This is a genomic window from Streptomyces sp. NPDC060366 (assembly GCF_042725135.1).
Lineage (GTDB): Bacteria > Actinomycetota > Actinomycetes > Streptomycetales > Streptomycetaceae > Streptomyces.
In genome coordinates, this window is sequence record NZ_JBHXDC010000002.1 from 391,561 (window position 1) to 412,366 (window position 20,806).

General features: G+C 69.1%; 20 protein-coding genes and 1 riboswitch. Of the genes, 6 read left to right on the plus strand and 14 right to left on the minus strand.

Features of this window, described 5'->3' with window-relative positions:
* Nucleotides 1–284: 284 nt before the first annotated feature.
* Nucleotides 285–1,646, minus strand: a complete 1,362-nt coding sequence (locus ACFWHU_RS06465; protein WP_385803465.1) for an NYN domain-containing protein — start codon at nucleotides 1,644–1,646, stop codon at nucleotides 285–287.
* A 35-nt stretch (nucleotides 1,647–1,681) separates the two neighbouring features.
* Nucleotides 1,682–1,924 carry a hypothetical protein gene (locus ACFWHU_RS06470; RefSeq protein ID WP_385803467.1) on the minus strand — a complete coding sequence of 81 codons (243 nt, stop codon included), beginning with the start codon at nucleotides 1,922–1,924 and terminating at the stop codon, nucleotides 1,682–1,684.
* A gap of 173 nt (nucleotides 1,925–2,097) precedes the next feature.
* Between ACFWHU_RS06470 and ACFWHU_RS06475 the strand changes: the two genes are divergently transcribed.
* Entirely contained in the window at nucleotides 2,098–2,808 is a 711-nt protein-coding gene (locus tag ACFWHU_RS06475) for a rhomboid family intramembrane serine protease (protein WP_385803469.1), read from the plus strand.
* A complete protein-coding gene (locus ACFWHU_RS06480) occupies nucleotides 2,805–3,086 on the plus strand; it encodes an Lrp/AsnC family transcriptional regulator (RefSeq protein ID WP_242570311.1) in 282 nt (93 codons plus the stop codon). Before ACFWHU_RS06475 ends, ACFWHU_RS06480 begins: the two co-directional genes overlap by 4 nt.
* Nucleotides 3,087–3,125: 39 nt before the next feature.
* On the opposite strand, the gene ACFWHU_RS06485 is transcribed toward ACFWHU_RS06480, so the two are convergent.
* From ACFWHU_RS06485 to ACFWHU_RS06510, 6 genes are all read right to left on the minus strand, one after another.
* Nucleotides 3,126–4,493 carry an aminotransferase class V-fold PLP-dependent enzyme gene (locus ACFWHU_RS06485; RefSeq protein ID WP_387224159.1) on the minus strand — a complete coding sequence of 456 codons (1,368 nt, stop codon included), beginning with the start codon at nucleotides 4,491–4,493 and terminating at the stop codon, nucleotides 3,126–3,128.
* Nucleotides 4,494–4,748: 255 nt separating this feature from the next.
* Nucleotides 4,749–4,866, minus strand: a riboswitch (SAM riboswitch).
* A 129-nt stretch (nucleotides 4,867–4,995) separates the two neighbouring features.
* Nucleotides 4,996–6,063 carry an anthranilate phosphoribosyltransferase gene (gene trpD, locus ACFWHU_RS06490; RefSeq protein ID WP_387224160.1) on the minus strand — a complete coding sequence of 356 codons (1,068 nt, stop codon included), beginning with the start codon at nucleotides 6,061–6,063 and terminating at the stop codon, nucleotides 4,996–4,998.
* A gap of 233 nt (nucleotides 6,064–6,296) precedes the next feature.
* Nucleotides 6,297–7,925: a cytochrome bc complex cytochrome b subunit gene (locus ACFWHU_RS06495; RefSeq protein ID WP_385803149.1), complete on the minus strand. Its 1,629-nt coding sequence runs from the start codon at nucleotides 7,923–7,925 to the stop codon at nucleotides 6,297–6,299.
* On the minus strand, nucleotides 7,922–8,974 hold the full coding sequence (locus ACFWHU_RS06500) for a Rieske 2Fe-2S domain-containing protein (protein WP_385803147.1): 1,053 nt from the start codon (nucleotides 8,972–8,974) through the stop codon (nucleotides 7,922–7,924). The genes ACFWHU_RS06495 and ACFWHU_RS06500 overlap by 4 nt, the downstream gene beginning before the upstream one ends.
* Entirely contained in the window at nucleotides 8,971–9,780 is an 810-nt protein-coding gene (locus ACFWHU_RS06505; protein ID WP_385803145.1) for a c-type cytochrome, read from the minus strand. Before ACFWHU_RS06505 ends, ACFWHU_RS06500 begins: the two co-directional genes overlap by 4 nt.
* Nucleotides 9,781–9,854: 74 nt before the next feature.
* Nucleotides 9,855–10,475: a heme-copper oxidase subunit III gene (locus ACFWHU_RS06510; RefSeq protein ID WP_031231895.1), complete on the minus strand. Its 621-nt coding sequence runs from the start codon at nucleotides 10,473–10,475 to the stop codon at nucleotides 9,855–9,857.
* Nucleotides 10,476–10,703: 228 nt separating this feature from the next.
* On the opposite strand from ACFWHU_RS06510, the gene ACFWHU_RS06515 reads away from it, so the two are divergent.
* A complete protein-coding gene (locus ACFWHU_RS06515) occupies nucleotides 10,704–11,105 on the plus strand; it encodes a hypothetical protein (protein ID WP_385803143.1) in 402 nt (133 codons plus the stop codon).
* A gap of 48 nt (nucleotides 11,106–11,153) precedes the next feature.
* On the opposite strand, the gene ACFWHU_RS06520 is transcribed toward ACFWHU_RS06515, so the two are convergent.
* The 4 genes from ACFWHU_RS06520 to coxB form a co-directional block, all read right to left on the minus strand.
* Complete coding sequence (locus tag ACFWHU_RS06520) at nucleotides 11,154–12,413, minus strand: Ig-like domain-containing protein (RefSeq protein ID WP_387224161.1); 1,260 nt, start codon at nucleotides 12,411–12,413, stop codon at nucleotides 11,154–11,156.
* Between the two features lie 130 nt (nucleotides 12,414–12,543).
* Nucleotides 12,544–12,942 (minus strand): cytochrome c oxidase subunit 4, encoded by a 399-nt coding sequence (locus ACFWHU_RS06525; RefSeq protein ID WP_385803140.1) that lies wholly within the window; start codon nucleotides 12,940–12,942, stop codon nucleotides 12,544–12,546.
* Nucleotides 12,939–14,678, minus strand: coding sequence for a cytochrome c oxidase subunit I (gene ctaD, locus ACFWHU_RS06530; RefSeq protein WP_385803138.1), 1,740 nt, complete (start codon nucleotides 14,676–14,678; stop codon nucleotides 12,939–12,941). Before ctaD ends, ACFWHU_RS06525 begins: the two co-directional genes overlap by 4 nt.
* The gene (gene coxB, locus ACFWHU_RS06535) at nucleotides 14,675–15,637 is read right to left on the minus strand and encodes a cytochrome c oxidase subunit II (protein WP_385803137.1); all 963 of its coding nucleotides are present in this window, start codon (nucleotides 15,635–15,637) and stop codon (nucleotides 14,675–14,677) included. Before coxB ends, ctaD begins: the two co-directional genes overlap by 4 nt.
* A 279-nt stretch (nucleotides 15,638–15,916) precedes the next feature.
* Here coxB and ACFWHU_RS06540 point away from each other — a divergent pair, with 279 nt between their 5' ends.
* Nucleotides 15,917–17,314, plus strand: a complete 1,398-nt coding sequence (locus ACFWHU_RS06540) for a cysteine desulfurase/sulfurtransferase TusA family protein (RefSeq protein WP_387224162.1) — start codon at nucleotides 15,917–15,919, stop codon at nucleotides 17,312–17,314.
* A 75-nt stretch (nucleotides 17,315–17,389) separates the two neighbouring features.
* Here the strand turns inward: ACFWHU_RS06540 and ACFWHU_RS06545 are convergent, their stop codons facing one another.
* Nucleotides 17,390–18,364, minus strand: coding sequence for a carbohydrate kinase family protein (locus ACFWHU_RS06545; RefSeq protein ID WP_385803133.1), 975 nt, complete (start codon nucleotides 18,362–18,364; stop codon nucleotides 17,390–17,392).
* Nucleotides 18,365–18,494: 130 nt separating this feature from the next.
* On the opposite strand from ACFWHU_RS06545, the gene ACFWHU_RS06550 reads away from it, so the two are divergent.
* Nucleotides 18,495–18,707, plus strand: a complete 213-nt coding sequence (locus ACFWHU_RS06550) for a hypothetical protein (RefSeq protein ID WP_385803132.1) — start codon at nucleotides 18,495–18,497, stop codon at nucleotides 18,705–18,707.
* A gap of 85 nt (nucleotides 18,708–18,792) precedes the next feature.
* A complete protein-coding gene (locus tag ACFWHU_RS06555; RefSeq protein WP_387224163.1) occupies nucleotides 18,793–20,304 on the plus strand; it encodes a hypothetical protein in 1,512 nt (503 codons plus the stop codon).
* 123 nt (nucleotides 20,305–20,427) lie between these two features.
* Here the strand turns inward: ACFWHU_RS06555 and ACFWHU_RS06560 are convergent, their stop codons facing one another.
* Entirely contained in the window at nucleotides 20,428–20,784 is a 357-nt protein-coding gene (locus ACFWHU_RS06560; protein ID WP_078077727.1) for an iron-sulfur cluster assembly accessory protein, read from the minus strand.
* Between the last annotated feature and the right edge of the window lie 22 nt (nucleotides 20,785–20,806).

Below are 20,806 nucleotides of genomic sequence, written 5' to 3' on the forward strand. Positions count from 1 at the left end.
CCCCGGCTCCGTGAGTCAGCTTCCCGGCGGACCGGGAATCCGGTACGACCCGGACTGAACTACACGAATTCGGCGGTTCCTTCGCCGCCACCCCGGATGGGTGATCAACCGCGCGAAGGTTCGAGGCCCGACCTTAGTGACCTTCTTGTGATCAGTTCAAATCCTGAAGGGAAAAAATTTCACCGCGGAGTGGTTTCTTCACATACATCGCACTGACAGTGACGAACAATTGACGCTGTGATGTGACATGGAGGGAGCAAATGCCGCAATGGTCACAGGAGTTACTAGACGCGCGAAAGCCGCTTCAGCAGCAAGGCGGACGCCACGGGTCTCGCACCGGCCCGCGCCACCCCGTCGGCGACCTCCCGGTCGGTGGAGACGACCACCACGGGACGTCCCGGCGGCTCCGCCCGTACGAGCTGCCGGATCAACTCGTCCGCCGTCACGCCCGGTTTGGAGAACAGCACCCGCACTCCGCGCGGCGGCGCGAGCAGTACGGGAGCGGCCAGTTCGGCCCCGTCGAAGACACATGTCATCTCGGCGCCCGTCTGCGCCGCGAGCATCGCGAGCCCGCCGAGCAGCCGCAGCCGCTGCTTCTCCAACGGCATCGTCGGATAGCCGGTCTTGGTGACGTTGTAGCCGTCCACGACCAGATGCGCCTGCGGCAGCGCCAGCAACTGGTCGAGCAGCGCGGGATCCATGTCGGACAGCGCACGGGCCGCCACGTCCTTGGGAGAGAGCCTGCCGGGCTCCACGGCGTCCACCAGATCGGCGGGGTGCGCGGCGGCCGGCGGCAGCGCCAGCTCGCGCCGCAGCCCCTGCGCCGACTCCAGGACGGTGTCCAGCAGCAGCCGCAGCCGCATGTCCTCCACCGAGCGCCCCTCACGGGCGGCCCGGCGGCTCGACTCCACCGCTGACTCCGCCTCCGTGAGCCGGGCCTTGAGGCGCCGTGTCTCGCTCTCCGCCGCGGACACCTGGGCCGCCGCCTCCGCGCGGACCGTCTCGATCTCGGCCGCCGTACGGCGCAGGGCGGCCTCGCCGCGCTTCACATCGCTCAGGGCACCGCGCAACTTGCGCTGCGCGGACTCGGCCTCCCTGCGGGCGGCGTCCAGCTCCGTGCGGAGCCGCTCCGTCTCGGCCTTCGTCATGGCGCGGGCCTGTGCCAGTTCCTCGCGCAGCCGCTCCAGCTCGCGGCGGTTCTCCTCGTCGGCGCGCTCGGCGTCGGCGCGCTGGACCTCCTCGCCCGCGGCGGCCACCAGCTTCACCCAGCCGACGGGGCGCAGGATGTACGCGGCGGCGGCCACGTCCATGGGGTCGGCGGCCGGTGGCGGCGAGCCCGACTCCACGGCCGAGGCCAGTTCGGGATCCGCCTGGGCGAACCGCTCACCGATCCGCTGCCGGAAGATCGCGTCGCTCTCCAGGGCCGCCGCCATCGCGTTGCCCGCGAACCGGGCGCGTCTGTTCGGCGTGAAGCGCGCGTACTGTCGTAGCTGGGCGGGCAGTTCGGTGACGGTCAGACCGCCGAAGGCGTCCGAGACCAGCGCCACGACCCGGCGCCGGACTCCCTCGGGCAGCGGCCTGTCGAGCGCCTCGGCGTCACCGCCGGCCGCATCGGCCGGCTCAGCGCCACTTGCGGGCTGCTCCACGATCCGTCACCCCACTACCCTTTCGGGCGGCTCCCTCAGGAACCGGCGCCCGGCCTGTCAACCAGTTCGATCTGATCCACCGCGTTGCACCAGCGGCAGCGGACGGACTCGATGGTCTCACTGACCACGTCGCGCTCCTCGATCTTCGACTCCCCGGCCAGGTCCAGATGGACGTACTCCACCACCTTGGAGGACCGCGTGACGTCGAACCGGGTGAGATTGCCGCACAGCGTGCAGCGCCACCGGGTGGCATCCGTCGGCAAGGGAACCGTCGTCATCGTGCCGTCCTCTTTCGTCGAGGGCTGATGTCGTGCTGTCGAGCCTGCCGCGCCGTTCCCCGGTGCGGCGCCGGAGCGGGGAAGACGCGCCCGTAACCCTACGGCCTCCCGCGTATCCCATGTCGCGGCGAGGCGGTCCGTACCTGTCTGTCCGCGTACGAGATGATCCTTGGATGATCAATTGGCGCGCGGCGGCCGGTGCGCCGGTCGTGACCTACGGTCTGATCGGCCTGTGCGCCCTGGCCTTCCTGACCAGCCCGCTCTCGGGGTTCACCCCCGCGTACGGAACGGGCGACGCGCTGCTCGCCGCGCAGAGCGCGTACTTCGAGCGCTGGGGCGTGATCCCCGACGAACTGATGAGCGGCGACTCCCACGCGCTCCTCACCCCTCTCACCGCGCTCTTCGTCCATGGGAGCTGGCTCCATCTGCTGGGAAACCTGCTCTTCCTCTACGTCTTCGGGGCGATGGCCGAGGAGCGGATGGGACGGGTGCGGTTCACCCTCTTCTATCTCGTCTGCGGCTATCTCGCCCTGCTCGCCTACGCGGCGGCGAACGCGGACTCCGACCAGACCCTGGTGGGTGCGTCGGGCGCGATCTCCGGTGTGCTGGGCGCCTTCCTCTGTCTCCTTCCCAGTGCGCGCGTCACCAGCCTCTTTCCGTTCCTTTTCTTCCTGCCGCTGCGCTTTCCCGCCTGGATCGTCCTGATCTTCTGGTTCGCCCTCCAGTGGCTGGCGGCCCACAACGCGAAGCCGGGCCCTGGCGTCGCCTATCTGGCGCATCTGGTGGGCTTCGCGCTCGGCTTCGTCGCCGCGTGGGTGCTTTTCCGCCGGACGGCTAGAGTGAAGTCCCGTTCCGCGGCCACCGAGGGAGAACGTCAACCGTGATCACCGCGATCGTGCTCATCAAGACCAGCGTCGACCGGATCCCCGAGATCGCCGAGTCGATCGCGGCGCTGGAGAGCGTCAGCGAGGTCTTCTCCGTCACCGGTACCTACGACCTGATCGCCATGGTCCGCGTCGCCAGGCACGACGATCTGGCGGACGTCATTCCCGGCAGCATCAGCAAGATCCCGGGCGTCGAGGCCACGGACACGCACGTCGCGTTCCGTACGTACTCCCAGCACGACCTGGAAGCCGCCTTCGCGATCGGCCTCGACGCGTAACGGGCGGGGCCTGCCCCGGGGGCAGGCCCGGTCCGCGCGTCAGCCGCGGTCGGGGACGCAACGGCCGTCCTCGGTACGGTAGTTCCAGCGCGCCCCGTCCCGTACGAGTTCCTTGACCGCGCCGGTGAACCGCTCCACGTGCTCGTCCGGCGTACCGGCCCCGAAGCTGACCCGGATGGCGTTGAGCGACCTCTCACCGGGACCGGCGTCCGGCGCGCCGCACTCCCCCGGGTCCCCCGCGTCACCGCCCAGCAGGGTCCGCACGAGCGGGTGGGCGCAGAACAGCCCGTCCCGTACGCCGATGCCGTACTCCGCCGAGAGCGCGGCGGCGAAGTGCGAGCTGTTCCAGCCGTCGACGACGAAGGAGATGACGCCCACCCGGGGGGCGTCGTCACCGAAGAGCGAGAGCACCCGCACCTCGGGCACCTCGGCGAGACCCGCGCGCACCCGCGCGACGAGTTCCTGCTCGCGCTCGACGAGCCGGTCGAAACCCGCCTCGGTGAGCGCCTTGCAGGCCGAGGCGATCGCGTACACACCGATGACGTTCGGCGATCCGGCCTCGTGCCGGGCCGCGGTGGTGTGCCACTCGACGTCCACACCGCCGTCGGCGCGGCGCGCGACCTTCCGGCTGGCGCCGCCACCGGCGAGGTACGGCTCCGACTCCCGCAGCCAGTCGGCGCGGCCCGCGAGCACACCGGAGCCGAACGGCGCGTAGAGCTTGTGCCCGGAGAAGGCCACCCAGTCCACGTCCAGCTCCGCGATGTCCACGGGGTGGTGCGGGGCGAGCTGCGCGGCGTCGAGGACGATGCGCGCGCCGTGGGCGTGCGCGGCGGCGGCCAGTTCGGTCACGGGCCACAGCTCGCCGGTCACGTTGGACGCGCCGGTGACACACACCAGAGCGGGGCCCTTCGGGTCGCGGCCCGCGAGGGCGCGCTCCAGGGTGGCGACGGCCTCGGCGGGGGTGCGCGGCGCGTCGAGGTAGCTGACGCGGGCGTCACGCCAGGGCAGCAGCGACGCGTGGTGCTCGGTCTCGAAGACGAACACCTCGCAGCCGGCGGGCAGCGCGGCGGCGAGCAGGTTGAGCGAGTCGGTGGTGGACCGGGTGAAGACGACCTGGTCGTCCTCACGACAGCCGAGGAAACCGGCGACGGTACGGCGGCTGTTCTCGAAGAGGTCGGTGGAGAGCTGCGAGAGGTATCCGGCGCCGCGGTGGACGCTGCCGTAGTACGGGGCGTAGGCGGCGACGTCGTCCCAGACCCGCCGCAGAGCGGGGGCGCTGGCCGCGTAGTCGAGGGCGGCGTAGCTGACTTCGCCGCCGGTGACCAGGGGAACGGTGACGTCACAGCCGAGTACGGGCAGCGGCTGGCCGGTGCTGGTGCGGTCGAGGGCGTCGGTGGGTACGGACATGGCGGTATCTCCCGGCAGGACGAGGCGGAAACGGCATCAGGACCCGACAGGCGGACGCGACGACGCGACGGCGGATGCCGTGACGGCGTGCGGGTGCGCCTGCGGTGTGGGACTCACTGAAGAGGGCTCTGGCCCTGTGCCCGGCGCGGATCGCACCGGGAGCGGGCCGAAGGCCCTATCGCATTCGCTTGCTCACGAGACTGCTCCCTCGAGGACCAGGACCCCAGGGATGACGACATCCGAACGATGTCCAGGGGTCCGCGCTTGCCGCAGACCTCGCTGCCTGCGGCCTGGTCTTCACCCGGGGCACCCCGCCACGGACGGAGGGTTGCCGGACAGCGGGCCGGGGCCGTAGTCGCTGTCACTCATGACCTGGGCTGAGATTACCCCACGGATACGCCACGGGCCCAGACGGCGTCCGCGATACGGGACGTTGGTGTCCTCAATCGCCGGACGGGCTGCAAATGCAGCCCGTCCGGCGATTGAGGACGAACCCCGGCGGCTACAAGTTGCTCGCCGAGACCCAGCGCTCCAGCGTTGCCTTCGCCGCGCCCGAGTCGACCGCGGTCGCCGCCCGCGCCATTCCCGCCGCGAGTTGGTCGTTCAGCGTGCCGTCGCCCCGCTCCAGCGCCACCAGCGCCGCCGCCGCGTTCAGCAGGACCGCGTCCCGTACGGGGCCGGTCTCGCCGTCGAGCAGCCGGCGCGCGACATCCGCGTTGTACGAGGCGTCCGCACCCCGCAGCGCCTCGATCGGGACCAGCTCCAGGCCGATGTCCCTCGGGTCGAAGGTCTCCTCGGTGACGCGGCCGTCCCGAACCACCCATACGTGTGAAGTGGCCGTCGTCGTCAGCTCGTCCAGACCGTCGTCGCCGCGGAAGACGAGCGAGGAGTTGCCCCGCTCGGCGAGCACCCCGGCCACGATCGGCGCCATCCGGCTGTCCGCCACGCCGACCGCCTGGGAGCGGACCCGCGCCGGGTTGGTGAGCGGCCCCAGGATGTTGAACGTGGTCTGCGCGCCCAGCTCCTTGCGGGCCTTGGCCGCGTAACGCAGCGCCGGGTGGAACTTCACCGCGAAGCAGAAGGTGATGCCCGCCTCCTCGACGACCTCCACGACCCGCTGCGGCGTCAGCTCCAGATTGACGCCGAGCTTCTCCAGCACGTCGGAGGCACCGCTCGCGGAGGAGGCCGCGCGGCTGCCGTGCTTGACGACCTTGCCGCCCGCCCCGGCCACCACGATCGCCGCCATCGTGGAGATGTTGACCGTCTTGGCCAGGTCGCCGCCGGTGCCGACGACATCGACCGTGGCGCCGGGCACCTCGATGGTGTTGGCGTGCTCGTACATGGCGCGCACCAGTCCCGAGACCTCGTCCACGGTCTCGCCCTTGGCGCGCAGCGCGACGGCGAAGCCCGCGATCTGGGCGTCCGTGGCCTCGCCGCTCATGATGCGGTCCATGGCCCACGCCGTGTCGCCGGCGTCGAGGTCCTGACCACGCAGCAGCGGGTTCAGTACCCCCGGCCAGGAACGCGCCGCCAGGGTGTCGCCTCCGGCCGGTGTAACAGCGCTGCTCATGCTCGCTCCTGGGGTCTGTGGACGGGCGCACCGCCGTGCTGCCCGTGCTGCCAGGCGTCAGCCTATCCGCGCCGCCCGCGATCCAAGACCCGCCGCCCGAAGTACGGACAGCGTGGCTGCCGGAGCGTGGGCCGGCCGGCCCATGCTCCCTGCGTACTCCCACGTACGAGGGCCCCGGCCCGGTCCCTCGAAAGGGGACCGGGCCGGGGCCCTGAACGTACGGTGGTGCTCGATCAGTGGTGGCCGTGGCCGCTCGTGATCTCCGTGTACTCCTCGGCCGTCGGCTTGGGGATCTGGCTTCCCTCGCCGTAGTAGCCCTTGTTCAGCTTGACCCGCAGCTTCTCCGCCGGTGAGGTCTTGCGCTCGACACCGTTCTCGTCGACAGTCGGCCCGATCTCGGCCGGCTTGTACTGCTCGTGAGCGGTCAGCGTGTGCAGGTCGCTCTGGTTCAGCGGCTGGTGGACCTCCACGAACTCACCGTGCGGCAGCCGCTTGATGATGCCGGACTCGCGTCCGTGCAGCACCTTCTCGGCGTCGCGGCGCTGAAGTCCCAGACAGAACCGCTTGGTGATCACGAACGCGATCACCGGGCCGACGAAGAACGCGATCCTGATGAACCAGGTGATCGTGTTGATCGACAGGTGGAAGTGGGTGGCCCAGATGTCGTTCCCGCCGCCGATGAGCAGGATGACGTACAGGGTCAGCCACGCCACGCCGAAGGCGGTCCGGGTCGGCGCGTTGCGCGGCCGGTCCAGGATGTGGTGCTCGCGCTTGTCGCCGGTGATCCAGGACTCGATGAACGGGTAGACCGCGAGGGCCACCAGAACCAGCGGGAAGATCATCAGCGGGATGAACACGCCCAGGACGAGCGTATGGCCCCAGAAGTTGATCTCCCAGCCGGGCATCACCCGGATCAGGCCCTCGGAGAAGCCCAGATACCAGTCCGGCTGTGCTCCGGTGGAGACCAGGTCCGGCCGGTACGGGCCGATCGCCCACACCGGGTTGATCGTGGCGATGGCCGAGATGATCGTGATGACACCGAAGACCAGGAAGAAGAACCCGCCGGCCTTGGCCATGTAGATCGGCAGGAACGGCGCGCCGACCACGTTGTTGTTGGTCTTGCCGGGGCCCGCGAACTGCGTGTGCTTGTGGTAGAAGACCAGGATCAGGTGCGCCACCACGAGCCCGAGCAGGATGCCCGGAAGAATCAGGATGTGGATGGAGTAGAACCGCGCCACGATGTCGTGGCCGGGGAACTCCCCGCCGAACAGGAACATCGAGATGTACGTGCCCACGATCGGTGTCGCCAGGATCGCGCCCTGCGCGAAGCGGACACCGGTGCCGGACAGCAGGTCGTCCGGGAGCGAGTAACCGGTGAGTCCGGTGAACAGCGACAGGAAGAACAGCAGGAAGCCGAACACCCAGTTGATCTCACGGGGCTTGCGGAACGCGCCCGTGAAGAAGACGCGCATCATGTGCACGAACATCGCGGCCACGAAGATCAGCGCGGCCCAGTGGTGGATCTGCCGGATCAGCAGACCGCCGCGGACGTCGAAGCTGATGTCCAGCGTCGAGGCGTACGCCTCGGTCATCCGGACACCCTGCATCGGTACGTAACTGCCCTCGTACACGATCTCGTTCATGCTCGGGTGGAAGAACAGCGTCAGATACACACCCGTGAGGATGATGACGACGAAGCTCCACAGGGCGACCTCGCCCAGCATGAACGACCAGTGGTCCGGGAAGACCTTCCGCAGCATGCCCTTGGCCGCGCCGTAGATCCCGAGGCGGCCGTCGGCCCAGTCGGCGACCCGCTCTCCAGCGGGTGCCTTGCGGTTCTTTTCGTCAGACGCAGTACTCATCCGCGCTCCCAGAAGGACGGACCGACGGGCTCGTCGAAATCGCCGAGCGCGTAGAGGTAACCCTCGCCGTTCACACCGATCCGCAGCTGCGGAAGCGCGTGACCGGCCGGGCCGAAGATGACGCGGGCGCCGTCGGAGAGGTCGAAGGTGGACTGGTGGCACGGGCAGAGCACGTGGTGCGTCTGCTGCTCATACAGGCTGATGGGACAGCCGACATGGGTGCAGATCTTGGAGTACGCGACGATGCCCTCGTGCGACCACTCGAGTTCGCGCTTGTCCTTGATGTCCTCGGGCTGAATGCGAACGATCATGAGAGCCGCCTTGGCGATCTCATTGTTGAAGTTCTCATTGTGCTCGTCCAGCCCCTCGGGCTGGGCGAAGGTCAGCGACCCCACGGTGACGTCCTCGGGACGCAGCGGCTCGCTCGTGTTCTGGTTGATGAGCAGCAAGCCCTTCTTCCAGAACGTCTTGCGGAGCTTGTCCTCCGGCAGCGGGCCGAGGTCACGCAGCAGGACCACGCCGGAGAGCGGCACCATGGCCAGCGCGCCGAACATCGTGTTGCGGATCAGCTTGCGGCGCCCGAAGCCGGACTCCGCCGAGCCGATCAGGAAGTCCTTCTTCGCCTGCGCGGCGACCTCGGGGGTCGCCTCGATCGGGTGGCGCTCCTGGACGATCTCCTCGTCGCTCATCAGCGTGCGCGCCCAGTGGATCGCACCCGCGCCGATGGCGAAGAGGGCGACCCCGAGCGTCATTCCCAGCGAGAAGTTGAGCGCGCTCACATGACCGAACGGCCAGATGTACACGATCTTGTCGACGGGGAAGATGACGAACGACGCGATGAAGCCGACCGTGGCCAGCATCGACAGCGTGAAGAGGAAGGCCACCGCGCGCTCGGAGCGCTTGGCCGCCCGCTCGTCGATGTCCTGGATGCGCGGCCGGTGGGCCGGCAGTCCGGGGTCGGCGAACGGGTCCTGCGCGCGCTCCACCTCGCCGTGCGCGGACTCCTGCCCACTCGGCAGGTTCTCGTCTGAAATCCGGTTGCTACTCATGACTTCTTGGCCTTAGCGGTGTGCGCCGCGGTCCAGATGGCGACTGCGATCAGTGCGCCCAGACCGATGATCCAGGAGAACAGGCCCTCACTGACAGGCCCGATGCCACCGAGCTTGAGACCGCCGGGATTCGACGACTCGTCGCCGTTCACCGCGTCCACGTACGCGATGATGTCCCGCTTCTCCTGCTCGGGCATCGTCGAGTCGGGGAACGAGGGCATGTTCTGCGGACCGGTCAGCATCGCCTCGTACATGTGCTTGGGGGTTACCCCTTCAAGCCCCGGCGCATACTTGCCGTTCGTCAGAGCGCCGCCCTCACCGCCGAAGTTGTGGCACTGGGCGCAGTTGGAGCGGAACAGCTCACCGCCGTTGGCGGAGTCCGCGCCTTCCGGGTTGTACTGCTTGGCGGTCGGGACCGAGGGCCCGGGGCCGAGCGAGGCGACGTACGCCGCGAGTTGGTCGATCTCCTTCTGGTCGTAGATGACCTTCTTCTTCGGAACCTGCGGACCGGGCTGCTGCGCCGGCATCCGGCCGGTGCCGACCTGGAAGTCCACGGCGGCGGCGCCGACGCCGGTCAGCAAGGGGCCGTCGGACGTACCCTGACCGCCGACGCCGTGGCAGCTGGCGCAGCCCACGGCATACAGCTTCTTGCCCTCGTCGATGGCGAGGGACTGGGCGGTGTCGTCTGCCTGTGCCTTGCCCGCGGGCGCGAACGCGGCGTACAGCCCCCCGGTGGCCGCCAGCGCGAGGAGTAGGACGACGACCGCCGCCAACGGATGGCGTCGTCGTGCGGAGAGCTTTTTCACGGATTACCCCGGTGTCAGGATCTTCTGCGTCGGTGCTTCTGGACTGTGCGCGAGCGCGTCGGGCGCGTGGCCCGCTACTTGATCAGATAGATCGTGGCGAAGAGGCCGATCCAGACGACATCGACGAAGTGCCAGTAATAGGACACGACGATGGCGGCGGTTGCCTGCTCGTGGGTGAACCTCTTGGCCGCGTACGTTCTGCCGAGAACCAGCAGGAAGGCGATGAGACCGCCTGTCACGTGCAGACCATGGAAGCCGGTGGTCAGATAGAACGCGGAGCCGTACGCGTCGGACGAGAGCGAGAGGCCCTCGTGCTTCACGAGCTCCGTGTACTCGAAGATCTGACCACCGATGAAGACCGCACCCATCACGAACGTGATCACGAACCACGATCGGAGCTTCTTCACGTCGCCCCGCTCCGCGGCGAAGACGCCGAGCTGGCAGGTGAGTGAGGAGAGCACCAGGATCGTGGTGTTCACCGCGGAGAACGGGATGTTCAGCGAATCGGCCTTCTCCGACCAGAACGCATCCCCTGTCACCGACCGCAGGGTGAAGTACATCGCGAAGAGGGCCGCGAAGAACATCAGCTCGGAGCTCAACCAGATGATCGTTCCGACACTGGTGAGGTTCGGCCGATTGACCGTCGGGTGCGCGTGCCCGGTTTCTACTGTCGTTGCTGTCGCCACGACCGACATTATGTCGGTCGCTTATCCCGCCCTCACTCCCGGGGGTCCCATTCGGAGTGTCAGCCACTTCGGACGGGACGCGGGGAAGGACCGAACGGCCCATCGCGGGAGGGCCGGGACCCGTGCTGACATGGTGTGCGACGGAGTAGCATCCGCGCAGCGGGTCTTGAGCCCCAAGCTCTGAAGCCCTCGCAGACGCGGATGTGCGGATGTCACGACGGATGTCACGGAGGAACAATGCAGCCGACTGCCACGGTCCTGATCTACAGCGACAACGCGAGCACCCGCGAGCAGGTGCGGACGGCCGCGGGACGCAGGCCGGCCGCCGATCTGCCGCCGGTCGAGTACATCGAGTGCGCGACGATGCACGCCGTGCTGAAGCAGCTCGACAGGGGCGGCGTCGACGCCTGTGTGTTCGACGGTGAGGCGACGCCCGTCGGCGGCATGGGCCTGTGCCGGCAGATCAAGGACGAGATCTTCAACTCCCCGCCCGTGCTCCTGCTGATGGGCCGCCCGCAGGACGCCTGGCTGGCCACCTGGAGCCGTGCGGAGTCCGCCGTGACACTGCCGGTGGAGCCGGTCGGCTTCCCCGACGCCCTGGCGGCGCTGCTGCGCACCAGGCTCGCCGTGGAAGCCTGACGGCTCCACCGGAGGGGGGCCGGTCGCCCGGCCCCCGTGTCGCGTGTGTCAGACCTGCGGGCGCAGCCGGGCGGCCTCGACCGGTCCTGTGCCGTCCCCGGCCCCGGTCCCGTCGGTCAGCGCGCTGCCCTGGCGCCACTTGGCCCAGTCCAGGTTCCAGTCGCCGAAGCCGTTGCCGAACGGGTCCATGTCCTCGCCGCCGCTGTTGACGACCTTGACGATGTCGCCCTGGCGGACGGCGCCGAAGAACCACTCGGCGTTGTCGGTCGACATGCCGACACAGCCGTGGCTGACGTTCGCCGACCCCTGTGAGCCGACGGACCACGGGGCGGCGTGCACGTACTCACCGCTCCAGGTGACCCGCGTCGCCCAGTAAACGGGCAGGTCGTACGACTCGCTGCTGCCGGCCGCGATGCCGACGCTGGTGCCGCGCATCCGTACGAACTGCTGCTTCTCCAGGATGACCTTGGTGCCGTTACGGGTCGAGAAGCCGGGCTTGCCGGTGGTCACGGGGATCGTCTTGATGACGTCGCCGTTGCGCATGACCGTCATGTGGTGCGTACCGGCGTCGGCGACGGCTTCGAGGCGGTCGCCCGTGGTGATCTTGAGGGGCTTCGCCGGGCCGCCGTAGAGCTTGTTGCCGACCTTTATGCCGTCGAGGGTGCTGGTGACGCTGACGGTCGCGTTCGCGGGCCAGTACTCCTTGGGCCGGAAGTGCAGCTTCTTGTCGTCGACCCAGTACCAGGCGCCCTCGGCGGCGGGGCTGGAGCGGACCTTGAGACCGCGTTCGACGACAGCCCTGGCTTCCTTCTCCTTGACGGGCGAGCTCAGCTCCGCGGTGATGGGCTGGCCGACGCCGTACTTGCCCGCCTGCGGGCCGAACTTGACGCTCAGGTTGCGTTTCACCGAGGACGTCTCGAAGTCGAGCGTACGGCTGCCAGGAGCGCCGTCCTCGTCCTCCGTGGAGACCTTGACGGTGTAGCGCGCGCCCGCGGCCAGTGGGGCCGTGGAGTGCCAGCGGGCGCCGTCCGCGGCCAGCTCGCCCGCGAGGTGGTGGCCGGCCTTGTCGGTGACGGTCACATCGGTGATCCGCCCGTCGCCGCCCTTGGCGACGACTTCCAGAGGCTTGTCGGGGTTCGCCTTGGCGTCGCCCTTGGGGGCGTTCAGGGAGACCTGGTCGGCTGCGTCGTAGGGCTTGCCGGACAGCGGATGGCGATCCGGATCCCCACAGCCGGTCGCCACGGCCCCCAGGGACAGGACCAGCAGCGTGCAGCCGAGAACGGTGCGAAAGCGCGGCGTGTGGTTCATAAGCACACGTTAAGAAGAATGTCCGGTTACGGCGCGCTGTGTGACTGCAAACGAGGGGCCCGGATCCTCCCCAGGAGTGAGGAGAATCCGGGCCCTTGTCTCTCGTAACGGCGTGTCGCCGCCGTTGTGCCTACTGGTTCTGGTTCTCACCCGTGTAGTACTCGAAGACCCAGCCCCACAGGCCGATCAGGAGGATCGGGAAGGAGAAGAACAGCAGCCACCAGCCGATGGCGACGGAGAGGAACGCGAGCGCTCCGCCGATGGCCAGCGAGAGCGGCTGCCAGCTGTGCGGGGAGAAGAACCCGACCTCGCCGGCCTCGTCCGCGACATCGGCCTCCTTGTTGTCCTGCGCCATCGCGTCGACCCGCCGGGCCGTGAAGGCCAGGTAGAAGCCGATCATGAGGCTCAGGCCGAAGGCCAGGAAGAGTGCGGTGGTACCGACCGGCTCCTTCGACCAGACGCCGTAGACAGCGGCGACCACGAGGATGAAGAGGCTCAGCCAGAGGAACATCCAGCCTTGGACCTTCACTTGCCGACCTCCTTGCCACCGAGCAGAGCGGCGTCCTTCTGTCCGTCGTTCTCAAGGTGTTCGAGCGCCGCGATCTCCGGGTGGTGCAGGTCGAACGCCGGGGATTCGGAGCGGATGCGCGGCAGCGTGACGAAGTTGTGCCGCGGCGGCGGGCAGGAAGTCGCCCATTCGAGTGAACGGCCGTAGCCCCAGGGGTCGTCCACCTCGACCTTCTTCCCGTACTTGGCGGTCTTCCAGACGTTGTAGAAGAACGGCAGGACCGACAGGCCGAGCAGGAACGAGCTGATCGTGGAGATGGTGTTCAGCGCGGTGAAACCGTCGGCGTCCAGATAGTCCGCGTAACGGCGTGGCATGCCTTCCGCGCCCAGCCAGTGCTGCACCAGGAACGTGCCGTGGAATCCGATGAACAGCGTCCAGAAGGTGATCTTCCCGAGCCGTTCGTCGAGCATCTTGCCCGTCATCTTCGGCCACCAGAAGTGGAAGCCGGCGAACATCGCGAACACCACCGTGCCGAAGACGACGTAGTGGAAGTGCGCGACGACGAAGTACGAGTCGGAGACGTGGAAGTCCATCGGCGGCGAGGCCAGGATGACGCCCGTCAGGCCACCGAAGGTGAAGGTGACCAGGAAGCCGATGGTCCAGAGCATCGGTGTCTCGAAGGACAGCGAGCCTTTCCACATCGTGCCGATCCAGTTGAAGAACTTCACACCCGTTGGCACGGCGATCAGGAACGTCATGAACGAGAAGAACGGTAGTAGTACGCCGCCCGTCACATACATGTGGTGCGCCCACACCGTCACCGAGAGGCCGGCGATGGCGATCGTCGCCGCGACCAGACCGATGTAACCGAACATCGGCTTCCGGCTGAACACCGGAATGATCTCGGACACGATCCCGAAGAACGGCAGGGCGATGATGTACACCTCTGGATGCCCGAAGAACCAGAACAGGTGCTGCCAGAGCAACGCGCCGCCGTTGGCGGCGTCGAAGATGTGCGCCCCGAACTTCCGGTCGGCCTCCAGCGCGAAGAGCGCGGCGGCCAGCACCGGGAAGGCGAGCAGGACCAGCACACCGGTCAGCAGCACGTTCCAGCAGAAGATCGGCATCCGGAACATCGTCATGCCGGGCGCGCGCATGCAGATGATCGTGGTGATGAAGTTGACCGAACCGAGGATCGTGCCGAAGCCGGAGAAGGCCAGGCCCATGATCCACAGGTCGGCGCCGATGCCCGGTGAACGGACCGCGTCCGACAGCGGGGAGTACGCGAACCAGCCGAAGTCGGCCGCGCCCTGCGGGGTGATGAAACCGGCCACCGCGATGATCGAGCCGAACAGGTAGAGCCAGTAGGCGAACATGTTCAGCCGCGGGAACGCCACGTCGGGCGCGCCGATCTGGAGCGGCATGATCCAGTTCGCGAAACCGGCGAACAGCGGCGTCGCGAACATCAGCAGCATGATCGTGCCGTGCATCGTGAACGCCTGGTTGAACTGCTCGTTCGACATGATCTGCGTGCCGGGACGGGCCAGCTCGGCGCGCATGAACAGCGCGAGCACACCACCGATGCAGAAGAAGACGAACGACGTGACCAGATAGAGCGTGCCGATCGTCTTGTGATCGGTGGTGGTCAGCCACTTGACGACGACAGCGCCGGGCTGCTTGCGCCGTACCGGCAGCTCGTTCTCGTACGAGTCGTCAGCTGCTGCGGCGGCACCCTTGGGTTCGTTGAGGATGCTCACAGTTGTTTCTTCTCCGCATTCCTGGCCGGGTCCGTCAGTCCGATGCCCGACGGGATGTAGCCGGTCTGCCCCTTCTCGGCCAGCTCCTTCAGGTGCTGCTGGTAGCGCTCCGGGGAGACGACCTTGACGTTGAAGAGCATCCGGGAGTGGTCCACGCCGCAGAGCTCGGCGCACTTGCCCATGAAGGTGCCCTCCTGGTTGGGAGTCACCTCGAAGGCGTTGGTGTGCCCCGGAATGACGTCCTGCTTCATCAGGAACGGCACGACCCAGAAGGAGTGGATGACGTCACGGGACGTCAGGACGAAGCGGACCTTCTCCCCCTTCGGCAGCCACAGGGTCGGACCCGGGTTGCCGTTCTGGGGATTCCGCGTGCCCGGGATTCCGGCGTCGTAGACGCCTTCGGCACCGGCCGGGAAGTCGTCCTGGTACTTCTGCGGAATGTCACCGAGTTCCTTGGGAACCTCGGCACCCGTGGCGGCGTCGCCGTCCACGTCCTCCACGTAGTTGAAGCCCCAGCTCCACTGATAGCCGACCACGTTCACGGTGTGGGTGGGCTTGTCGGCGAGAGACAGAAGCTTCGACTCGTCACGCGCGGTGAAGTAGAAGAGCACCGAGACGATGATGAGCGGAACGACCGTGTACAGGGCCTCGATGGGCATGTTGTAACGGGTCTGCGGAGGTACCTCCACCTTGGTGCGGCTGCGCCGGTGGAAGATGACGCTCCACACGATCAGCCCCCACACCAGGATGCCCGTGATGAGCGCTGCCGCCCACGAGCCCTGCCAGAGGGAGAGGATTCTGGGGGCCTCCTCGGTCACCGGAGTGGGCATTCCGAGGCGGGGGAAATCCTTGTACGTGCAACCGGAGGCGGTCGCGAGGATCAGGCCCGCAGTCAGCACCTGCGGCAGCTTCCGCCGCATCGGGCGCCGCGACGAGCGGTCGGAGCCGTTGGGACTCACGTAGCGCCTTCCCGAGAGTCTCGCCCGCACAGCCGGCTGCGGCCGTCACGGTCGGTCGCCGGCCCGACGCGGGCAGGGGTTTGGATGTTTATGCGGACCAAACCCTACTGGACGCAATTTGGGGTCGCGCATGGAGGGTGCCCAACGCGCCGCCCGGCACCTCGAAGGGGTGGAATGGTCGGCTCCGGGGCACTTCTGACGGCCCTTCCGGACGCTGTCGCCGCCCCGGGCGGTCGGGGGTGCCGTCCGGGTGGTCCGGGCAAGGCTTAGCGTGGTGACGTGGCCTACTTCGACTCCGCGTCCTCCGCACCGCTGCACCCTGTCGCACACGAGGCGCTGCGAGCCGCCCTGGACGAGGGCTGGGCCGATCCGGCCAGGCTGTACCGGGAGGGGCGGCGGGCCAGGCTGCTGCTGGACGCCGCGCGCGAGGCCGCCGCCGAGGCCGTGGGCTGCCGCCCCGACGAACTGGTCTTCACCCCTTCGGGGACGTACGCGGTGCACTCCGCGATGGCGGGATCGCTCGCGGGCCGTCGGCGTGTCGGCGCCCATGTGGTGGTCTCGGCGGTCGAGCACTCCTCCGTGCTGCACGGGGCGCACACGCGGCCGGGCGGGGCGGACGGGGACGGCCCGGCCGTGACGGAGGTCCCGGTGGGCCGTACGGGGGCGGTGTCCCCGAAGGCGTACGCGGCGGCCCTGCGCCCCGACACGGCGCTCGCCTGCCTCCAGTCGGCCAACCACGAGGTCGGCACCGTGCAGCCGGTCGAGGCGGTCGCCGAGGCGTGCCGGGCGGCCGGGGTGCCGCTGCTGGTGGACGCCGCGCAGTCGCTGGGGTGGGGTCCGGTGGACGGGGGGTGGTCGCTGCTGACCGCCAGCGCGCACAAATGGGGCGGGCCGGCCGGGGTGGGGCTGCTCGCCGTGCGCAAGGGGGTGCGGTTCGCTCCTCAAGGCCCGGTGGACGAAAGGGAGTCGGGACGCGTACCCGGTTTCGAGAATCTGCCGGCGATCGTCGCCGCCGCCGCGTCACTGCGGGCGGTGCGGTCGGAGGCCGAGCGGGAGGCGGCCCGGCTGCGGGTGCTGGTGGACCGGATCCGGGCGCGGGTGCCCGAGTTGGTGCCCGACGTCGAGGTGGTGGGCGATCCGGTGCACAGGCTCCCGCATCTCGTCACCTTCTCCTGTCTCTATGTCGACGGGGAGACTCTGCTGCACGAGCTGGACCGGGCGGAGTTCTCGGTGTCGTCGGGTTCGTCCTGCACGAGCAGCACGCTGACCCCCAGCCATGTGCTGCGGGCGATGGGGGTGCTCTCGGAGGGCAATGTCAGGGTCTCGCTGCCCTCCGGTACGCAAGAGGCGGAGGTGGAGCGGTTCCTGGAGGTGCTGCCGGGGGTGGTCGCGGGCGTACGGGAGCGGCTGGGCGTTCCGGCGGCGGCGCGGGAGGGTGGCGGCGGCACGGCGCCGGACGCGGCGGCCTCGGTGGTCGTGGACGCGCTCGGCAAGCTGTGCCCGATCCCGGTGATCGAGCTGGCCAAGGTGATCGGGGACGTACCGGTGGGGGGCACGGTGACCGTCCTGTCCGACGACGAGGCCGCCCGCCTGGACATCCCGGCCTGGTGCGAGATGCGCGGACACGAGTACGGCGGCCGGAGCGGCACCGCGTTCCTGGTGCGCCGCCTCGCCTGAGCGCGCTCCCGTACGCGTACGGGAGCGCGCCGCCCACCGGACTTCCGGTGGGCGGCGCGTCCCGACGACGGCTCCTTACCTCAGGTGGCCGCGGACCTCGGTGGCCGCTTCGTCGCCGTACGCCTTGGTGAAGCGATCCATGAAGTTGTTCCGGCGCAGCGTGTACTCCTGGGTGCCGAGCGTCTCGATCACCAGGGTCGCGACCATGCAGCCGATCTGCGCGGCCCGCTCCAGGCCGACGCCCCACGACAGTCCGGACAGGAAGCCGGCACGGAAGGCGTCACCGACACCGGTCGGGTCGACCTTGGCCGTCTCCTCCGCGCAGCCGACCTCGATCGGGTCGTCGCCGACGCGCTCGATCCGGACGCCGCGGGAGCCGAGCGTGGTGACCCGGTGGCCGACCCGGGAGAGGATCTCCGCGTCGGTCCAGCCGGTCTTGGACTCGATGAGCCCCTTCTCGTACTCGTTGGAGAACAGATACGTGGCGCCGTCGAGCAGCAGCCTGATCTCATCGCCCTCCATCCGCGCGATCTGCTGGGAGAAGTCGGCGGCGAACGGGATGGACCTGGTGCGGCACTCCTCGGTGTGACGGAGCATCGCCTCGGGGTCGTCGGCGCCGATGAGGACCAGGTCGAGGCCGCCGACCCGGTCGGCCACCGACTTCAGCTCGATCTGCCGGGCCTCGCTCATGGCACCGGTGTAGAAGGAGCCGATCTGGTTGTGGTCGGCGTCCGTCGTACAGACGAAGCGTGCGGTGTGCAGGACCTCGGAGACCCGGACGGACGCGGTGTCGACACCGTGCCGGTCGAGCCAGGCGCGGTACTCGTCGAAGTCGGGGCCGACGGCGCCCACGAGGATCGGCGCGGTGCCGAGCTGGCCCATTCCGAAGCAGATGTTGGCGCCGACACCGCCTCTGCGTACGTCGAGGTTATCTACGAGGAAGGAAAGCGAGACCGTGTGCAGCTGGTCCCCGACCAACTGGTCGGCGAAGCGACCGGGGAAGGTCATGAGGTGGTCAGTGGCGATGGAGCCGGTGACTGCGATTCTCACGGCGTGACTGCTCCTGTGGAGGAGAACAATGGACAGCTCACGCTATCTGGTCGGCACTCGCGCATCGATGGAGCAGAACTACCCGATAGTAGGGCTTTTCTCTCAACCGGTCCGTGCTTACGGTGCGTACATGAGGAACCACACCGTCTCCCGCGAGCGCGCCGTACATGAGTCCGACACCAGCCTGGCCGAACTGCGCGGAGACTGCGCGCGGATGGCGCCGCACTGGGTGAGGCCCGCCACCGCCGCTCCGGCCCCCGTCCCTCCGTCGCTGATCCATGGCGTCACGGTCCCGCCGGCCTCGGCCCGGCTGATCGACGGCATGTCGGAATACGGGGACTAGTCGTCCTCGGGGGAACCGAGCGCTCGCGTCGGCCGTCCCACCGGTGTCCCGGCCCGGCGGGGCGATCCGGTCGAAGGAGCAGACGGTGACGAGTACGGAACGACCTAAGGACAGCGACGGCGAACGGGCCGGGCGGCGGCGTTCCCCCTTCGCCGTCGTGTCGGTGGCGGCGGCCGTCCTGCTCGCCGGGGGCGGCGGCGCCTACTTCGCCACCGCCTCGTCGGACGGCGCCGGTGACGGAAAGGCCGCAGCGCGCGGCGCGGGGGACCTCGATCCGCCGCCGCTGACGCTCGGCGCGGAGGCGGACGGTGCGGCGGGGACGGATCCCGGTCTCGGCATCGCGCCCGGTGAGCCGAGCCCGTACGGAGTCGAGTACCGCGCCTCGGGCAAGCTGCCCGAGGGTCCGGATTCGGCCGCCGTGCATCGCCCCGAGGGAACCGTCGCCGCGGCCGACGTGGCGCGTCTGGCCGAGGCCCTGGGGGTGCCCGGCGCTCCGGAACTCTCCGGTACGGCCTGGAAGGTCGGGGGCCACAAGGACGGTTCGGGGCCGCTGCTCAGTGTCGACGAGCAGGCGCCCGGCAATTGGACGTTCGGCCGCTTCGGGCCGGCGCCCGGCGGTGACAACTGCCTCAAGGGCAAGGAGTGCCCGAGCGGCGGCGGTGGGAGCAACCCCGTCGTACCCGGCGACGGGGCGGGCCCGGTGAGCGAGCAGGCCGCGAAGAAGGCCGCCGCGCCCGTACTGAAGGCGCTGGGCCAGGAGGACGCCGCGCTCGACGCGGGCCGGCTGATGGGCGCCGTACGGGTGGTGAACGCCGCCCCGGTGGTCGGCGGGCTGCCGACGTACGGCTGGTCGACCGGCATCCAGATCGGCGCGGACGGCCAAGTGGTCGCCGGCAGCGGGAAGTTGAAGGAGCCGGCGAAGGGCTCCGAGTATCCGGTGGTGGGCGCCGCCGAGGCGCTGGAGCTGCTGAACGGGGCGTCGGGCGACCGGGGCACGAGCGGGATCGGCGGCTGCGCGTCCGCGGTGCCCCACAAGGACGGCCGGGAGCCCGCAGCTCCGTGCGAGCCGGGTGGCAAGGGCGCGGAGCCCACTCGGGTGGCCGTGGGCAAGGCGGTTTTCGGACTGGCGTCGCGTCAGGTGGAGGGGCGGGCCGCCCTCGTACCGTCGTGGTGGTTCGAGGTCGCGGGCACCGGAGCCGGACCGGCGTCGTTCGTCACCCGGACGGCGGTGCTTCCCGAGTATCTGACGCGGGGCGGCGGGAGCGACGACGGCACGGACGCGGGCACGGGCAACGGCGCGGGCGACGGAGCGGACCGCCCGGACAGCGACGAGCAGGGGTCGCCTGTCGAGACGTACAGCGCCGACGGGAGCACGCTGAGCGTGCGCTTCACGGGCGGCGTGTGCGGCGAGTACTCGGTGCGGGCGGACGAGAGCGGGTCAACGGTGAAGGTCGAGGTGGTCGACTCCGCCCCGCCGGGTGGTGTCTGCATCGCGATGGCCAAGGCCTTCACCGAGAAGGTGACGCTGGACCGGCCGCTCGGGGAGCGGAAGGTCGTGGACGCGGTCACGGGAGACGCGGTGCCGCTGCGGAAGTAGCCGCGCACGCCGAGAAGTAGCGGCGCGGGAATCACGCACGCGAAAGGCGGCGGCCCCTGGTGGGGGGCCGCCGCCTTTCGCTGTCCCGTTACGGGGCGTACGACTCGGGTCGCGGAACGGCGATCAGTTGAACGAGTCGCCGCAGGCGCAGGAACCGGAGGCGTTGGGGTTGTCGATCGTGAAGCCCTGCTTCTCGATCGTGTCGACGAAGTCGATGGAGGCGCCACCCAGATACGGGGCACTCATCCGGTCGGTGACGACCTTGACGCCGTCGAAGTCCTTCACGACGTCGCCGTCCAGCGAACGCTCGTCGAAGAACAGCTGGTAACGGAGACCGGAACAGCCGCCGGGCTGGACCGCGACGCGCAGCGCGAGGTCGTCCCTGCCTTCCTGGTCGAGCAGGGCCTTGACCTTGCCCGCGGCGGCGTCGGACAGGAGGATGCCGTCGCTCACGGTGGTGGTCTCGTCCGATACGGACATCTGCTTCTCTCCCGGGGTGGGG